At 45.0% G+C, this 15,634-nt stretch carries 17 protein-coding genes; 12 read left to right on the top strand and 5 right to left on the bottom strand.

All coding sequences use genetic code 11. The annotated features are described in order from the left end of the window. Positions 1-211 precede the first annotated feature (211 nt). The 5 genes from nusB to DXD65_RS12110 all read left to right on the top strand — a co-directional run bounded on the left by nusB (position 212) and on the right by DXD65_RS12110 (position 3,683). Positions 212-1,138 carry a transcription antitermination factor NusB gene (nusB, locus tag DXD65_RS12130; protein ID WP_005831796.1) on the top strand — a complete coding sequence of 309 codons (927 nt, stop codon included), beginning with the start codon at positions 212-214 and terminating at the stop codon, positions 1,136-1,138. Positions 1,139-1,176: 38 nt separating this feature from the next. Beyond that, positions 1,177-1,512 carry a preprotein translocase subunit YajC gene (gene yajC / locus DXD65_RS12125; RefSeq protein ID WP_005831794.1) on the top strand — a complete coding sequence of 112 codons (336 nt, stop codon included), beginning with the start codon at positions 1,177-1,179 and terminating at the stop codon, positions 1,510-1,512. A gap of 15 nt (positions 1,513-1,527) precedes the next feature. Continuing rightward, positions 1,528-2,544 (top strand): YbbR-like domain-containing protein, encoded by a 1,017-nt coding sequence (locus DXD65_RS12120; protein ID WP_005831792.1) that lies wholly within the window; start codon positions 1,528-1,530, stop codon positions 2,542-2,544. After that, positions 2,534-3,142 carry a dephospho-CoA kinase gene (gene coaE / locus DXD65_RS12115; RefSeq protein ID WP_044469102.1) on the top strand — a complete coding sequence of 203 codons (609 nt, stop codon included), beginning with the start codon at positions 2,534-2,536 and terminating at the stop codon, positions 3,140-3,142. The genes DXD65_RS12120 and coaE overlap by 11 nt, the downstream gene beginning before the upstream one ends. A gap of 109 nt (positions 3,143-3,251) precedes the next feature. After that, the gene (locus DXD65_RS12110; protein WP_005832700.1) at positions 3,252-3,683 is read left to right on the top strand and encodes a DUF5606 domain-containing protein; all 432 of its coding nucleotides are present in this window, start codon (positions 3,252-3,254) and stop codon (positions 3,681-3,683) included. A gap of 85 nt (positions 3,684-3,768) precedes the next feature. Here the strand turns inward: DXD65_RS12110 and clpB are convergent, their stop codons facing one another. Continuing rightward, positions 3,769-6,363: an ATP-dependent chaperone ClpB gene (gene clpB, locus DXD65_RS12105; RefSeq protein ID WP_117887672.1), complete on the bottom strand. Its 2,595-nt coding sequence runs from the start codon at positions 6,361-6,363 to the stop codon at positions 3,769-3,771. A 543-nt stretch (positions 6,364-6,906) separates the two neighbouring features. Between clpB and DXD65_RS12100 the strand changes: the two genes are divergently transcribed. From DXD65_RS12100 to DXD65_RS12090, 3 genes are all read left to right on the top strand, one after another. After that, positions 6,907-7,503 carry a DUF6621 family protein gene (locus DXD65_RS12100; protein ID WP_008665415.1) on the top strand — a complete coding sequence of 199 codons (597 nt, stop codon included), beginning with the start codon at positions 6,907-6,909 and terminating at the stop codon, positions 7,501-7,503. A gap of 14 nt (positions 7,504-7,517) precedes the next feature. Further along, positions 7,518-8,405 carry a LysR family transcriptional regulator gene (locus DXD65_RS12095; protein WP_035448955.1) on the top strand — a complete coding sequence of 296 codons (888 nt, stop codon included), beginning with the start codon at positions 7,518-7,520 and terminating at the stop codon, positions 8,403-8,405. 113 nt (positions 8,406-8,518) lie between these two features. Continuing rightward, complete coding sequence (locus tag DXD65_RS12090; RefSeq protein WP_117887671.1) at positions 8,519-9,541, top strand: YeiH family protein; 1,023 nt, start codon at positions 8,519-8,521, stop codon at positions 9,539-9,541. Between the two features lie 140 nt (positions 9,542-9,681). Here the strand turns inward: DXD65_RS12090 and DXD65_RS12080 are convergent, their stop codons facing one another. Further along, on the bottom strand, positions 9,682-10,275 hold the full coding sequence (locus DXD65_RS12080) for a hypothetical protein (RefSeq protein ID WP_117887670.1): 594 nt from the start codon (positions 10,273-10,275) through the stop codon (positions 9,682-9,684). A 160-nt stretch (positions 10,276-10,435) separates the two neighbouring features. Between DXD65_RS12080 and DXD65_RS12075 the strand changes: the two genes are divergently transcribed. The 4 genes from DXD65_RS12075 to DXD65_RS12060 all read left to right on the top strand — a co-directional run bounded on the left by DXD65_RS12075 (position 10,436) and on the right by DXD65_RS12060 (position 12,646). Beyond that, on the top strand, positions 10,436-10,780 hold the full coding sequence (locus tag DXD65_RS12075; protein ID WP_008665423.1) for a hypothetical protein: 345 nt from the start codon (positions 10,436-10,438) through the stop codon (positions 10,778-10,780). Positions 10,781-10,908: 128 nt separating this feature from the next. Continuing rightward, complete coding sequence (locus tag DXD65_RS12070) at positions 10,909-11,424, top strand: RNA polymerase sigma factor (protein WP_055288525.1); 516 nt, start codon at positions 10,909-10,911, stop codon at positions 11,422-11,424. Further along, on the top strand, positions 11,405-11,929 hold the full coding sequence (locus DXD65_RS12065; protein WP_005832693.1) for a hypothetical protein: 525 nt from the start codon (positions 11,405-11,407) through the stop codon (positions 11,927-11,929). The genes DXD65_RS12070 and DXD65_RS12065 overlap by 20 nt, the downstream gene beginning before the upstream one ends. 6 nt (positions 11,930-11,935) lie before the next feature. Beyond that, positions 11,936-12,646, top strand: coding sequence for a DUF4252 domain-containing protein (locus DXD65_RS12060; protein ID WP_005832692.1), 711 nt, complete (start codon positions 11,936-11,938; stop codon positions 12,644-12,646). A gap of 67 nt (positions 12,647-12,713) precedes the next feature. Here the strand turns inward: DXD65_RS12060 and recA are convergent, their stop codons facing one another. The 3 genes from recA to DXD65_RS12045 are packed head-to-tail and all read right to left on the bottom strand — an operon-like array spanning position 12,714 to position 15,462. Then, positions 12,714-13,751: a recombinase RecA gene (gene recA, locus DXD65_RS12055; protein ID WP_005831765.1), complete on the bottom strand. Its 1,038-nt coding sequence runs from the start codon at positions 13,749-13,751 to the stop codon at positions 12,714-12,716. A gap of 18 nt (positions 13,752-13,769) precedes the next feature. Beyond that, positions 13,770-14,216, bottom strand: coding sequence for a thioredoxin-dependent thiol peroxidase (gene bcp, locus DXD65_RS12050; RefSeq protein ID WP_005831763.1), 447 nt, complete (start codon positions 14,214-14,216; stop codon positions 13,770-13,772). 52 nt (positions 14,217-14,268) lie between these two features. Further along, positions 14,269-15,462, bottom strand: coding sequence for a saccharopine dehydrogenase family protein (locus tag DXD65_RS12045; protein ID WP_005831761.1), 1,194 nt, complete (start codon positions 15,460-15,462; stop codon positions 14,269-14,271). Between the last annotated feature and the right edge of the window lie 172 nt (positions 15,463-15,634).

The following is a 15,634-nucleotide window of genomic DNA, read 5'->3' as shown; positions in this document are numbered from 1 at the left end:
AGGTCTCAATTTTGATATTATCACCTTAAAACTTGTATCTCGTAGCTTTTAGCTCTTTATCGGGCTCAAAATTGACGATTTTTTTTAAACTGTCAAAAGAAAAAGACCGGATAATCAATATCTGCATTAAAAAATGTGATTTATTTATGTAAACTCATTAAAAATGCCTACTTTTGCGCCTTGTTAAAACACTAGTATTTACTTTAGAATTATGATCAACAGAGTTCTTATTCGTCTTAAGATTATACAGATTGTATATGCTTATTATCAGAATGGCAGTAAAAATTTAGACTCAGCGGAGAAAGAATTGTTCTTTAGCCTTTCAAAGGCATACGACCTCTACAACTACCTGCTGATGCTGATGATAGCTTTGACGAACTACGCACAAAAACGTATTGATGCGGCAAAAGCTAAGCTGGCTCCCACTGCCGAGGAGCTGTATCCCAACATGAAATTTGTGGAAAACAAGTTCATAGCCCAGTTGGAAGTGAACAAACAATTGACGGAATTCATTGCCAACCAAAAGCGCACGTGGGCCAATGATGAAGACTTTGTCAAGGGATTGTATGAGAAAATTGTGGAATCAGATATATATAAGGAATATATGGCTTCTTCGGACAATTCTTACGAATACGACCGTGAATTGTGGAGAAAGCTGTATAAGACTTTTGTCTTCAACAACGAAGCCTTGGACAATGTGCTCGAAGACCAGAGCCTCTACTGGAATGACGACAAGGAGATTGTGGATACTTTCGTACTGAAAACCATCAAGCGCTTTGAAGAGAAGAATGGTGCCAATCAGGAACTTCTACCAGAGTTCAAGGATGAGGAAGACCAGGAATTTGCACGCCGTTTGTTCCGCCGTGCCATCTTGAACTGTGACTATTACCGTCACCTCATCAGCGAGAATACGCGTAATTGGGACTTGGACCGTGTGGCCTTTATGGATGTTGTAATCATGCAGTGTGCCTTGGCCGAAATATTAAGTTTCCCGAACATTCCGGTGAGTGTTTCGTTGAACGAATATGTCGATATTGCCAAAGTTTACAGCACGGCCAAAAGTGGCAGCTTCGTGAACGGTACATTGGATGGAATAGTTAATCAATTAAAAAAAGAAGGTAAGTTAACGAAAAACTAATACCTTTGTTTAATAATAGAAACCAAAACTGAGTATTTATGAACTTAATGACTGTATTCTTCCTGCAGGCTCCCGCTGCAGGCCCTGCCGGTGGTGGTAGCATGATGTGGATTATGCTGATAGCCATGTTCGTTATTATGTATTTCTTTATGATTCGTCCTCAAAACAAGAAGCAAAAGGAAATAGCAAACTTCCGTAAATCGCTTCAAGTGAATCAGAAAGTAATCACAGCTGGTGGTATCCATGGTGTTATCAAGGAAATCAACGACAATGATGTGGTGCTTGAAATCGCTTCTAACGTTAAGATTCGTATAGACAAGAATTCTATTTTTGCTGCAGCTGCTGATGCGAACAGCAGTCAGGCATCTAAATAATAGAAATGTGAGCCTATGTTTGAACGTAGGAACATACAACGTACATATCTGAAGATATCAAGAGAAGTGAAGGACTTTCTGCTTAGCGATAAAAGCAGGGAGTTCTTCATTTTTTTGTTTTTTTTCTTTGTAGCCGGTGGCTTCTGGCTCTTGCAGACCTTGAACAACGACTATGAGGCGGACTTTTCTATACCGGTGCGGCTGAAGGGAGTGCCCAATAATGTGGTGATTACCTCTGAACCTGCTTCAGAACTCCGTATCAAGGTAAAGGATAAGGGAACGGTACTGCTCAACTATATGTTGGGAAAGAGCTTTTATCCCGTTATTCTCGATTATGCCGATTATAAGGGCGTGGATAATCAAGTAAGGATATATCCCTCGCAGTTTGAAAAGAAAGTGCTGAACCAGCTGAATGCCTCTACCCGCCTGCTTTCCATGAAGCCGGATACATTGGAGTACATCTATTCGACGGGAGCCTCCAAACTGGTGCCGGTGAAGCTGCGCGGCACGCTGAGTGCCGGACGTGAGTATTATCTTTCGGATACGATATTCAGTCCCGATTCCGTATTGGTGTATGCGCCGCAAGGCGTGCTGGATACGATTGCTGTTGCCTATACGCAACCGGTGAAGCTGGAAGATATATCGGATACCTTGAGGCAGCAAGTCCCCCTGCGTATCCAGAAAGGTGTGAAGTTTGTGCCTTCTTCCATTGAGATGATGCTTCCGGTGGATATTTATACGGAAAAGACAGTGGAGGTGCCGTTGCGTGGCGTTAACTTTCCTGCCGACAAGGTGCTGCGCGCTTTCCCTTCCAAGGTGCAGGTCACGTTTCAGGTTGGTCTGAGTCATTTCAGGCAGATTAACGCTGATGATTTTCATATTTACGTGTCCTATGAGGAACTGCTCCGTCTGGGTTCCGACAAGTATACGGTAAAGATTAAGAATCTGCCGAAAGGGGTGAGCCAGGTACGCTTCAATCCGGCACAAGTGGATTTTCTGATAGAGCAAGTTTCTCCTGATTATGGCGATTAAGATAGGTATAACCGGTGGTATCGGTAGTGGAAAGAGTATGGTATCCCGGCTGTTGGAAGTGCTGGGTGTTCCCGTCTATATCTCGGACTTGGAAACGAAAAGGCTGATGGCATCCGATTCATTGATCCGCGAGGAATTGTCAGCTTTGCTTGGTGCGGAAGTGTATGCCGGTGGCACGCTGAACAAGCCTTTGTTGGCGTCTTATCTTTTCGGTAGTCCGGAGCATGCCAAAGAAATCAACTGTATTGTGCATCCTCGTGTAAAGGAGGATTTCAGGCGGTGGACACAATGCCGCACCGCTTTTCCCATTGTCGGTATAGAATCGGCCATTCTGGTCGAAGCGGGGTTTGCGGGTGAAGTGGATGCTATTGTTATGGTCTATGCGCCCGAAGAGGTGCGCATTTTACGTGCCGTCCGGCGGGATGCTTCCTCGCGCGAATTGATAGAAAAGCGTATCCGTAGCCAGATGAATGACGAAGAAAAGCGTAAATATGCAGATTTTGTCATTGTAAATGATGGCGAAACCCCATTGATTCCGCAAGTTTTAGAGCTAATCGGTTCGCTATCTGAAAAAATGCACTATCTGTTACGCAAATAGGCATCTCCTTAACAATAAAAATAAGCAAGCTTATTTTGTATTGTCTTCGGCTTACATTATCTTTGCCCCCCGAAAAAAATAACTACTAATCATCAAAACAGAATATATTATGTTGAAGACTATTTTGTCCATTTCCGGTAAACCGGGATTGTATAAGCTTGTTTCTCAGGGAAAAAATATGTTGATTGTAGAGTCGCTTGCAGACAAGAAGCGTTTCCCTGCTTATGGTAATGAGAAGATTATTTCTTTGGGCGATATCGCCATGTATACAGATACGGAAGATGTTCCTTTGAAGGAAGTGTTTCTTTCCATGAAGAAAAAGGAAAATGGTGCTGCCGTAGTGCTGGATTTGAAGAAAGCTACTGCTGACGACTTGCGTGCTTACCTGGCAGAGGTATTGCCTACCTTCGATCGCGACCGCGTATATCCGTCCGACATCAAGAAATTGATTGTTTGGTATAATTTGCTGGTGGCAAGCGGTATGACGGATTTTGAAGAAACTCCTGCGGCAGAAACGAAGGAGGAAAGCAAGGCCGAGTAATCGGAGAAGGATTGAAATACAAAATAAAAGAGGCGATTCTCAATAGTCGGGAATCGCCTCTTTTATTGGGGGATACGGATTGCTTTTAATTTCTGAAAACCAGTCCGTCGTCAGTGGTATTGGCATCCACTGTAATAGGCTTGCTGCGGTCTACTTCCTGAGCCAGCAGCTTCTTCGACAAGTCGTTCAGCAAATAGTGCTGGATGGCACGTTTCACCGGACGGGCGCCGAATTCAGGGTCATACCCTGCATTGGCAAGGAAGTCTATGGCGGCATTTGTCAGAACAAGTTCCACACCGTTACCGGAAAGCATCTTCTGCACACTCTTGATTTGGAGCACCACAATTTGCTTGATTTCGGGCTCTGTCAGTGGCAGGAACATGATGGTCTCGTCGATACGGTTCAGGAATTCCGGGCGGATGGTCTTTTTCAGCATATTCATCACTTCCTTTTTGGTTTCCTCTACGATTTGCTCCTTATTGCTACTGTTGAGCTTCTCCATCTGGCTTTGGATATAGCCGCTGCCCATGTTGGAGGTCATGATGATAATCGTATTCTTGAAGTTGACCGTACGCCCTTTGTTGTCCGTCAGACGTCCGTCATCCAGCACTTGCAGCAAGATGTTGAATACGTCCGGATGCGCTTTCTCGATTTCGTCGAATAGGACGACAGAATACGGTTTCCGCCTTACGACTTCTGTCAGTTGTCCACCTTCATCGTAGCCCACATATCCCGGAGGCGCTCCTACCAGACGGGAAACGCTGTGTTTCTCCTGATACTCGCTCATGTCGATACGGGTCATCATCGTCTCGTCGTCAAAGAGGAACTCCGCCAGCGCCTTTGCCAATTCCGTCTTACCTACACCGGTGGTTCCCAGGAAAAGGAATGAGCCGATAGGACGTTTCGGGTCTTGCAGTCCGGCACGGCTGCGGCGTACGGCATCGGATACGGCCTCGATGGCTTCGTCCTGCCCGATAACCCGCTGGTGCAGTTCCGCCTCCAGATGCAACAGTTTGTCCTTTTCGCTTTGCAGCATCTTGCTTACCGGTATGCCGGTCCAGCGGGATACTACGTCGGCGATGTCTTCAGCGTCCACTTCCTCTTTAATCATGGCCTTGTCACCCTGCATTTCGTGCAGTTTTTGCTGCGTTTCTTCAATCTCCTGGTTCAGCGCTTGCAGTTTGCCGTAACGGATTTCGGCCACCCGGCCATAGTCGCCTTCCCGTTCTGCTTTGTCGGCCTCGAACTTCAGGTTCTCTATTTCCACCTTATTCTGCTGGATTTTGTTGACAAGGGTCTTTTCACTTTGCCATTTCGCCTTGTACGAGTTTTCCTGCTCTTTCAGCTCGGCAAGTTCTTTGCCGATTTGTTCCAGTTTGGGCTTGTCGTTTTCGCGCTTGATGGCTTCACGTTCAATCTCCAGCTGCTTTATCTTACGCGAAATCTCGTCCAGCTCTTCCGGTACGGAATCGACCTCCATACGCAGCTTGGCGGCGGCTTCGTCCATCAGGTCGATAGCCTTGTCCGGCAAGAAACGGTCGGTGATGTAACGGTTGCTCAACTCTACGGCGGCGATGATGGCATCGTCCTTAATCCGTACGTGGTGATGGTTCTCATAACGTTCCTTCAGACCACGCAGAATGGAGATGGTGCTCAGCGTGTCCGGTTCGTTCACCATGACAATCTGGAAGCGGCGCTCCAACGCTTTGTCCTTTTCGAAATACTTCTGATATTCATCGAGGGTAGTGGCCCCGATGCTCCTCAGTTCACCGCGTGCCAAGGCGGGTTTCAAGATGTTGGCGGCATCCATGGCACCTTCGCCCTTGCCGGCACCCACCAAGGTATGGATTTCATCAATGAAGAGGATAATGTCTCCTTCCGACTTCTTCACTTCGTTGATAACGGCCTTCAGACGTTCTTCAAATTCGCCTTTGTACTTGGCGCCAGCCACCAGTGCACCCATATCCAGGGAGTAGACTTGTTTGTTCTTCAAGTTCTCGGGGACGTCTCCACGCAAGATACGGTGGGCAAGTCCCTCTACGATAGCTGTTTTACCGGTACCCGGTTCACCGATAAGAATCGGGTTGTTCTTGGTACGCCGACTCAGAATCTGCAGGACACGCCGTATCTCTTCGTCACGGCCGATGACGGGATCCAGTTTGCCGCTGCGGGCTGCTTCGTTCAGATTGATGGCATACTTTTCCAATGACTGGTAAGTGTCTTCGCTGGATTGTGAAGTTACTTTTTCTCCTTTTCGCAGTTCGTTGATGGCTTCCCGCAGTTCGCGTTCCGTCATCCCGGCATCTTTCAGAATGGTGGATGCAGTGCTTTTCACATTCAGCAAAGCCAGCAGTACCGGTTCCAGGGAGACGAATTCATCACCCATTTCCTTGGAATATTGGGTGGCCTTCTGGAACACTTCGTTCGTTTCACGGCTCAGGTATGGCTCTCCGCCGGATACCTTGGGCAGAGAATCAATTTGCTTGTCCAGTACAAGTGCTATCTGCTGACCGTTCATGCCCAGCTTCTGGAAGATGAAGTTGGTGACATTTTCACCCACTTTCATCACGCTTTGAAGCACATGCACGGGCTCGATGGCTTGCTGTCCACGGCTTTGTACCAGGTTCACAGCCTCCTGCACCGCTTCTTGCGCTTTAATGGTAAAGTTGTTAAAGTTCATATTTTGTTCTCCTTTCTATTTTATCAGTTTCATAACACTTGGGAAGGCGCAAAAGATTTGCCATTGGCACATTTCGGACAAATTGTCTGCATATAAAATATGTAAAATGACAAATTGTCTGTAAACCAGTCGTTTTGTTTCTTTCTACTTCTTTAGATAAGAAGTTGGAGCAAAGTTCCTTTTCGTATTAAACTCTATTGGTTAAAGAGAAGGGCAAATAAGGATGTCATGCATGAGATGTGCATCTCATGTAGTACGAGGTGTACATCTCATGTAGTACGAGATGCACATCTTATGTAGTGAGGGCCTATATGTTTTAGTAGCTAAGTCTTCGTGTTCCAGCTCCAAGGTTTCCGTGTTGCGGGGGAAGGATATTCTCTTTCCGCTTCGGAGATATAGATTAATTGCTTGGGATGATACAAGTTATTGATAAATTTGTCGTACTTTTACTGCTTCAAAGTTTTGTGCTTTCTGTGTGGTAGGTTTTCGGAGCTCCGCTTGCAGAGGAGCATTATGTATAATCACGTATTAAAATAGAAGATAATGGAGGATAAGATAAAGTTTCCGGCAAATGTGATATTGATAGATGTTGCATTTCTGAATGAAGTGGTATATGGTGCAAAGAACTTTTTGGAAGGTAAGTTGGGACGGAAGCTACCCGATGTTGACCTGCCGGCATGGTTGAGCTATCTGGCATTGGACGCCGGCTTGAGAGAACAAGAAAATGAGGTGGAAGTGTTGCTGGTGCATACTCCGGCAGCGGACGTGCTGAAGTGTTGTGAACCATCCGATGTGAATAAACTGAATCACCAGGCATGCCGTACGCCGTTGGGCGAATTTACATTTTCTTCCGTCACCTCTTCTGGTTTAGTCTCTACCGAAGAGTTGTTTCTTGACCTGATGAACCTGGCGCTTGATTCTGCAGATGTGAAGTGTTTGATGTTGTTGCCTTTCCATCAGGTATATGGTAATAGAGTGGAGGAAAAGCTGGCGGGTTTCTTCAAAGACAAGAATGAAGAAGAACGGGGCAAAGCTGTGTATTTCATTACGGAGGAACCTCTGAGCCCGGTGTATTGCCGCCTGGAGCCGGTGTTTTATTCTTTGGCGCATGCTTTCGGCATCAAGTCTGACGAGTTATAGGATATAAGAAGTATATGAGTGATTTCCGTTTAAAAGTGTTTCAGTCTGTTGCCAAGAACTTGAGTTTTACAAAGGCTTCGCAAGAGTTGTTTGTTAGTCAGCCGGCTATAACCAAGCATATCCAGGAGCTGGAGGCCACTTATCAGACGAGGCTTTTCGACCGGCAGGGAAGTAAAATCAGTTTGACCGAGTCAGGCCGGCTGCTTTTGGAGCATTGCGAACGGATATTGGAGGACTATAAACGGCTGGAATATGAAATGCACTTGTTACATAACGAATATATTGGCGAACTCAAGTTGGGAGCCAGCACTACCATTGCGCAGTATGTGCTTCCTCCGTTGCTGGGCAGTTTTATCGGCAAGTTTCCGCAGGTCAACTTGTCCTTGCTCAATGGAAACTCCCGGGAAATAGAAGCCGCTTTGCAGGAACACCGCATTGACTTGGGATTGGTGGAAGGGGTTTTCCGCCTTCCCAATCTGAAGTACACTACTTTTCTTGAGGATGAACTGGTAGCGGTAGTCCATTCCAAAAGCCGTTTGCAGTTGCCCGAAGAGATTACTCCCCAGGATTTGCCCGCTATTCCTTTAGTGCTCCGTGAGCGCGGTTCGGGTACGCTGGACGTGATAGAACGCTCACTCCAGAAGCACGGCGTCAAGCTTTCCTCACTCCATGTACTGATGTACCTGGGTAGTACCGAAAGCATCAAGCTCTTTCTTGAAAACTCCGATTGCATGGGAATCGTGTCTATCCGTTCCATCTGCAAGGAACTGGCGGCAGGCACTTTCCGCGTGGTCGAGATAAAGGATATGCCCATGCTTCGCGACTTCTGCTTTGTCCAATTGCAAGGGCAGGAAGGAGGATTGTCACAAGCCTTTATGAACTATATGTTTATGTCCCGATAACAATAAGTTATAGTCTATAAGTAGAAACGATTGGCGGGTGTACTAAAATAGAACTACCTTTGCACCCGGAAAATTAAGGAATAAACATTAGTAATAATAGTAAAATAAACAGTATGGCTTCAAATCGAGTTTTGGCTAAAAGCATTAATATGCCTTTTCTTCAAAGTAATAATAAATTTATTTATGTATCTCTTCTGGTTGTCCTCTCCTTCTTTCTGCTGCTGGATTATGTGCCCGGTATGCATGCCTATTCGGCGTGGGTCACTCCGCCGTTGGCGTTGTTCTTGGGGTTGGCCTTTGCGTTGCTGTGTGGGCAGGCACATCCGAAGTTCAATAAGAAGACTTCAAAGTATCTATTGCAATACTCTGTTGTAGGGTTAGGATTTGGAATGAATCTGCAGGCTTCCCTGGCTTCGGGCAAGGAGGGAATGGAGTTCACGATTATTTCTGTTGTGGGGACATTGCTCATAGGCTGGCTCATAGGACGTAAGTTCCTGAAAGTAGACCGTGACACTTCCTATCTTATCAGCTCCGGTACGGCTATCTGCGGAGGCAGTGCCATTGCAGCTGTGGGGTCGGTGTTGAAGGCAAAGGATAGCGAGATGTCTGTGGCATTGGGCACCATCTTTATATTGAATGCCATTGCATTGTTTGTTTTTCCGATGATAGGCCACGCTTTGAACATGAGCCAGCATGAGTTCGGCACATGGGCGGCCATTGCCATACATGATACGAGTTCGGTAGTGGGGGCAGGTGCCGCCTATGGGGAAGAGGCATTACAGGTGGCAACGACTATAAAGCTGACACGTGCCTTATGGATTATTCCTTTGGCTTTGGTAACTTCGTTCATCTTTAAGAGTAAAGGACAGAAAATCAGTATTCCCTGGTTCATCTTCTTCTTTGTGCTGGCTATGATTTTCAATACTTATGTGCTGGGCACTACCGAAACGGGTGCCATGATTGGGGAGGGAATCAATTCTTTGGCTCGCAAGACGCTGACTATCACTCTGTTCTTTATCGGTGCCTCTCTGTCACGTGATGTACTGAAGGCAGTAGGCATCAAGCCCTTGATACAAGGCACCTTGTTGTGGATAGTGATTAGTGTGAGCACGTTGGCATATATCTACTTGTTCTGATTACATCGGTCCGGCAGTTCTTGAAGTATAACTTCCGGTTGAAGAAGACGGTAGGATTTTTGTAATGTATTTCTTTCCTCATTGGATATATAGACGAATACACATCTCGGGATGACCGGGGTGTGTATTTCTTTTGACAGTTAGTTTACTTTTTTGATGATAAAGTCGAAAGAGGTGAAGAATTGAGGGTGCTTACCGATAGATATGGGAAGAATAATGGTAATGGAGGAATTCCTCCCTTTCCGAATCTCTTTCTTGTTGTATATTCGAGAGTTTGCTTTATTTGCCGTATAAGTTGTCACGCCAATCTTTTGGCTTGTTTCTGCTTGACTTTTTATAATTGCCAAGGGCGTTTCCGCTTCTGCCAGTATGGGGTATTTGACTTCTGAGCTTCTTCCATCCACAATGAATTGCATATTTTTCCAGTTTATTCGGATATCTTCTGAAGAGTTGTTGCGAATTATAATTTCCCATTGGGAGTCATTTGGAATGAACTTATAAGTAACCCCATCTTTTGTATACTCTAATTTTCCTTTTTGGTTCTCCAGCCATTTAAAGGATACTTGGCATCCTGTATCAACGTATTGTGCAGATAAAGTGGTTGGGAACAGGAGAAACAGCAGAATGACAAGCTTATTTTTCTTCTTATATTTCCGGTAGTCATTGTATATCCATAGCATAATAAAAATAATGCCGATAGGGATGGTTATGAGAATACATGTCAGTAAATTCATGATAGCAGATATTATTTGTTTGTTTATATGAATATGTTGCAAAAGTATCATAAAATATTTGATAAAACAAACAAATTATGAATAAAAAGAGTGGCGTATACAGACAAATTGGTATTGGTGTTCCTTATAATATGAATGATTAATTTGTATCTTCATATAAATGGAAAAAAGTAATATATACATCGGAGAGATAATCAAGAACGTGATGCTTGAACAGCAAGTTACCAAGGCAGAACTTGCACGAAGACTGAAAGTTAAGCCTCAAAGTGTAGACTATATGCTTACGAGAAAAAGTATTGATACGGATACGTTGTATAATGTTTCATGTGCCTTGAACTACGATTTTGCTTTGTTGTATTCCATTCATAAGGAACAGATAAATTATGATACGTTAGAGCAGGAATATAGGCTCTCCACGGCGAAAGTGTTGGTGGAGCTTGAGCTGAAGCCTGAAGACATTGCAAAATTGAATCTCAAAAAGCGGATTGCTGATGTCTTGAAATAAACGCATTCTTGGGCTGGTGCTATTGGTGTTTTCATTTTTTCCCATTTTTTCTTCCTGGTCGTGTAACAAAATCCTTTCCCCCTACGTCTGAAGGGTATAAACAGAAATCTACTATTGATAAATAGCCCATGGACGCTGAAAGTTTTAAAAAAGAGTTTCTGCCATATCATCGCAAGCTGTACTGCATAGCTTATAGGCTGTTGGAGAATGCTGCCGACGCTGAAGATTTGGTGCAGGAAGCTTATCTGAAGTTGTGGGACAAGCGGGAAGGACTGGCCATTATCAGTAATCCGGAAGCATTCAGCGTTACTCTGGTGAAAAATATGTGCTTTGATTTGCTTCGTTCAGGAAAGTATACTTTGAGCAGACAGAGCGTGGAGTTGGCCGAAGTGCATAATGTGTCTCAAGCAGATAACTTTGAAGTGCGGGACGAAGCGCAGCAGGTAAGGCACATCATTGCCCGTCTGCCGGTGCAACAGCAGAAAATAGTAACGTTGCGTGATGTCAAGGGATGTTCTTATGAAGAGATAGAGCAGGTCACGGGATTGAATGCTACCAATGTCCGTGTACTGTTGTCCCGGGCAAGAAAAAAGATACGTGAGGAATTTAATAAATGGAGTAACTATGAAAGTCGAGGAAATTGAAAGGCTGCTCGCCGAATTTTATGAAGGGAATACCAACGAGCAGGAAGAAGAGTTGTTGAAGGAAGCTTTCAGAACCGAAGAAGTGCCCGAGCACTTGCAGAAGGACAAGAAACTCTTTCTCAGCTTTTTTCCCGGGGAAGTGGTGGATAATGTTCCCGCCGGATTGGAGGATAAACTGAGCCGGATGATTGATGAAAAGGCTGAAGAGGAACAACGTTTTTTCCACCGGAACAAGGCCAAACGTAATTGGCGCTGGATAGGAGGTATTGCTGCCACCATTCTGGTTCTTGTAGGTGTAGGTTATGGCATTACGAACATGGGAGAGGATATGCGTCCTCCTACACCTCAGGACACTTTCTCTGATCCGGAAGCTGCTTATAAGGCATTGCAGGCCACTTTAATCGAGGTGTCTGCGAATCTGAACAAGGGAATTGAACAGATAGAGGAAACGCGGATAGACGTAACGAAGGTGAACCAGGAAGTAAGAAAAGAAATTCAACAATAATCTGATATGAAAACAATGAAAATGATTTTGGCAGGTGTACTGCTGATGTTGCCTTTGCTTTGCCAGGCACAGAAGAACCTATTCAACAAGTATGGAGATATGAAAGGCGTGTCGTCCGTCTACATATCCAAGGCAATGATAGAAACGAATCCCAACTTGTTTACTAAAGATGTTTATATTGGGAAAGTGTCCGGACAGTTGAACTCTGTGCAGGTACTTTCTACAATGGATAATAATGTAAAGAAAGAAATGCGTAAGGATCTTCGTTCTTTGGTGCAGTCTTCCAGATATGAATTGCTGATGAAGCAGAAGGGAACAGTCTCCAGTTCTGAATTCTACATGAGCCGTAAAGGGGAAAAGGTGAAGGAGCTGATTATGATTGTAGATGGTGCAGCCACTCTGAAATTTGTTTATCTGGAAGGTGATATGACTTTGAAGGATATACAGAATATCATGATGTATCAGAATACCAGCTGGAATGGGAACAATGTGAATATACAGCTTCCGGATATAAACTGGGCTGAGATAGAGAAGCTGAAGAACCGCGATTGGCTTGGAGAATTGAAGCATTCGCAAGAACTGGCATTGAAAGGGCTGGAAAATGTAGCCAAGCTGAAAGACAACAAGTATCTGAAAGAACAAATGGATACCGATACATGGAAACGTTTTGAAAAAAGTATGGAGGCTTTGGAAGAACGTTTGGAAAAGATGGAATAGGAAGCGGTAACCTTTTAGGGAAACTTGCCAATAGAATGTTTTGTTTTTCTATTGGCAAGTTTTTTTGTTATTTGTCTTTTCTCAATTCTGCAAAGATAAGCCCTTCCAGCTCTTCTGCCAGTTCCGGATTGTCAAGGATGACCTGCTTGGCGGCATCGCGTCCCTGGGCTATTTTCGTCTCGTTATAGCTGAACCATGAGCCGCTTTTCTTGATGATGCCAAGCTCTGCACCCAAGTCAATGATTTCGCCTGCACGGGAGATGCCTTCACCGAACATGATGTCGAATTCCGCTCTACGGAAAGGAGGAGCTACCTTGTTCTTCACAACTTTCACTTTGGTCTGCTTGCCGATTACTTCATCGCCGTTCTTGATGGCTTGGCTTCCACGGATGTCAAGACGTACGGAGGCATAGAACTTCAGTGCATTACCGCCGGTAGTTGTTTCGGGATTGCCGAACATGACACCGATTTTTTCGCGCAACTGGTTGATGAAGATACAAGTGGTGCGTGTTTTGCTGACAGCTGCCGTCAGTTTACGCAAGGCTTGTGACATGAGCCGGGCTTGCAGACCTACTTTGTTGTCACCCATATCGCCTTCAATTTCAGCTTTCGGGGTCAATGCAGCCACAGAGTCCACTACAATGATGTCAATAGCGGAGGAACGGATCAGTTGCTCTGCGATTTCCAGTGCTTGTTCGCCATTGTCCGGCTGTGATATCAGCAGATTGTCCACATCCACACCCAGTTTTGCTGCATAGAAGCGGTCGAAAGCATGTTCTGCATCAATGAATGCGGCAATGCCTCCTGCCTTTTGCGCTTCAGCGATGGCATGAATGGCAAGGGTTGTCTTACCGGAAGATTCCGGGCCGTAAATCTCGATGATACGTCCGCGGGGATATCCTCCCACGCCAAGAGCCACATTGAGGCCGATGGAACCTGTGGGAATAACTTCTACTTGTTCGACGCTTTCGTCGCCCATTTTCATGATAGAGCCTTTACCAAAGCTCTTTTCTATCTTGTCCATGGCAGCCTGCAAGGCTTTCAGTTTTTCGCCCGATGCCAGATTGCTGCCATTTTCAAAATTCAGTTCGTCTTTTTTTGCCACGTTGTTAATGTTTAATGATTATAAAATTTGTGCCGCATGGTCTTTGGTCTTCACTTCTTTCGGAGTGATGATACGCTCTACAATACCTTCTTCATTAATGATGAAAGTTGTGCGGAACGTTCCCATATATTTGCGGCCATACATGCTTTTTTCGCCCCATACTCCGAATTGTTCTACCAGCTTCTTGTCGGTGTCTGCAATCAGGGTAAAAGGCAGATTGTTTTTCTCAATAAATTTCTGGTGTGACTTTTCGCTGTCCACACTGACGCCGATGACTTCATAACCGGCTTTGCGCAGGTCGGCATAATTATCCCGCAGGTTGCAGGCTTGTGCCGTGCAGCCGGATGTCATGTCTTTGGGGTAGAAGTAAAGTACAATCTTCTTTCCCTTATAGTCGCTCAAGCGGATTTCTACACCTTTTTCGTTGATACCCAATACTTCGGGTGCTTTATCTCCTATATTCACTTTGTTAATGTTTAATGATTAGTGGATAATGATTAATGTTTAATCATTAATTTCAAACTTCCAAGTCTCCGTCGATAATCTCATGCCAAGGCAGGCCTTGTTTGTTGAGCTGTTCCATGAACGGGTCCGGATTGAATTCTTCAACATTCCATACACCCGGTTTTTTCCACAATCCCTTGAGGAACATCATGGCACCAATCATGGCGGGCACACCGGTGGTATAGCTTACGCCCTGCATACCGGTTTCCTTGTAGGCCTCCTGGTGGCTACAGTTGTTATATACATAGTAGGTACGCTCTTTGCCATCCTTTAGTCCGCGGATGCGGCAACCGATGGATGTTTCGCCTTCGTAGTTTTCGCCCAGGTCTTGCGGGTTGGGGAGTACGGCTTTCAGGAATTGCAGCGGAACAATCTTCATGCCGTTATATTCCACTTCGTCTATGCGGGCCATACCGATATTCTGGATGACACGCAGGTGTGTGAGGTATTCCTGGCCAAACGTCATCCAGAAGCGTGCACGCTTGATGGTGGGGAAATTCTTCACCAGAGACTCCAGTTCTTCGTGATAAAGCAGGTAGGAGTCGCGTGGACCGATGTTCGGATAAGTCAGGTCTTTGTGGATTTCCAGCGGCTTGGTTGTCACCCATTCTCCGTTTTCATAATAGCGGCCGTTCTGTGTAATCTCACGGATATTGATTTCCGGATTGAAGTTGGTGGCGAATGCTTTATGATGATTTCCGGCATTGCAGTCTACGATGTCCAGATATTGTATTTCGTCAAAATGATGTTTGGCGGCGTATGCAGTATAGATGCCGCTCACTCCCGGGTCGAAACCGCAACCGAGGATGGCGGTCAGTCCGGCATCTTCGAAGCGTTTCTTATAGGCCCATTGCCAACTGTATTCAAAGTGGGCAACATCTTTCGGCTCATAATTGGCGGTATCCAGATAGTTGACTCCACTTTGCAGACAAGCCTCCATGATGGTGAGGTCTTGGTAGGGGAGGGCTACGTTGATGACGATTTCGGGTTTGAAACTATTGAAGAGTGCTACCAGTTCGTCCACGCTGTCGGCATCTACCTGGGCGGTTTTGATGTTCGGGTTACCGATTGCCTTGACAACAGCGTCACATTTGGACTTGGTGCGGCTGGCTATCATGATTTCTGTAAACACATCAGGATTTTGAGCCACTTTGTGCGCAACAACGGTACCTACACCGCCTGCACCGATAATAAGAACTTTACCCATTTCTTTGTACTATATTATTATATTAGGTTTATAAAAAATACGGAGAGCAAATATAAGGGTTAATTCTTAGATAAACATTAAAATCCTGCTAAATACTTTGGGGCAAATGCTTCAAATATTAAACAAATTACTTGCATTTGGGTTATTTTCTATATATTTGCCCCTTGAATAA

Source organism: Bacteroides sp. 4_1_36, from assembly GCF_003466325.1.
Taxonomy (GTDB): domain Bacteria; phylum Bacteroidota; class Bacteroidia; order Bacteroidales; family Bacteroidaceae; genus Bacteroides; species Bacteroides uniformis.
Note: the sequence above shows the minus strand (reverse complement) of the source record. Positions and strands in the feature narration are given on the sequence as shown.